This window comes from Candidatus Accumulibacter vicinus (genome assembly GCF_000584955.1).
Classification (GTDB): Bacteria; Pseudomonadota; Gammaproteobacteria; order Burkholderiales; family Rhodocyclaceae; genus Accumulibacter; species Accumulibacter vicinus.
Genome location: NZ_JDSS02000043.1, coordinates 68,887 through 69,942 on the forward strand (window position 1 = coordinate 68,887; position 1,056 = coordinate 69,942).

General features: G+C 68.0%; 1 pseudogene. It reads left to right on the plus strand.

Annotation, left to right across the window (positions count from 1 at the left end):
• Positions 1-1,056 (plus strand): annotated as a pseudogene (locus CAPSK01_RS23955) (alpha/beta fold hydrolase); the annotation flags it as partial.

Genomic DNA, 1,056 nt, shown 5'->3' on the forward strand with positions numbered 1-1,056 from the left:
GCGGCGACGACGCCGCGACCGCTGGCGGTCGTGCTGCCGGGAACCATGGGCAGCACGCTGAAAGCGTCGGGTGAGAAGGTCTGGCTCGATTACTGGGCGCTGTTCAAGGGGGGCCTCGGCCGCCTGCGCATGGGCCGGCCAGAGATCGAGGCGGTCGACCTGCTCGGTGATTTCTACGGGCCGCTGCTCGAGTTTCTGGCGCGCAGCCACCGCGTCGAGATTCTTCCCTACGACTGGCGCTTGTCGGTGCGCGACGCAGCCCGCAACCTGGTCGACAAACTCGAACTCTGGCTGCCGGAATGCGAGCGGCAACAGCAGCCGGTGCACCTCGTCGCGCATTCGATGGGCGGACTGGTGGTGCGCGCGATGATCGCCGATGGCGGTCGTGGCGCGGCGCTGTGGCGGCGCATCGTGGCGCTGCCGAACAGCCGTTTCATGATGCTCGGCACGCCCAACCTCGGTTCGCACGAGGCGGTGCGCTGGCTGACCGGCACCAACCCGACCGAAGCCAGGCTGAGCCTGCTCGACATCGCCCACAGCTGCGACGAGATCGTCGACATCGTCCGCAATTTCCCCGGCCTGCTCGAACTGCTGCCCTTCGACGACCCGCAGTTGCCCTTCGCCCAGCAGGCGCGGTGGACGGCGATCAAGCAGCAGATCGACGCCCGCTGGCCGGTCGCCGATGCCGGTTCGCTGGCACAGGCGCGCTCGACCTGGGAATTGCTCAGGCAGGCACCGCCCGACTCGAACCATATGGTCTACATCGCCGGTTGCCAGGAGGCGACGGTCATCGATTACCGCATCGCCGGGTACCCGGATGCCTGGCTGGCGAAGCGCCGGCGGCTCGAATTCATTGCCACCGCAGAAGGCGATGGCACGGTGACCTGGCAGTCCGGTCTGCTCAGGGAGGTGCCGACCTGGTACGTCGAGGATACCGCGCACGACGAACTGTGTGCGAAGACCCGTGCCTTTCCCGGCTACCTCGAACTGCTGACGACCGGCAAGACCACTCGGCTACCGGCGACCCCGCCTGGGCGGCGGCGCGACGAAGTGGCG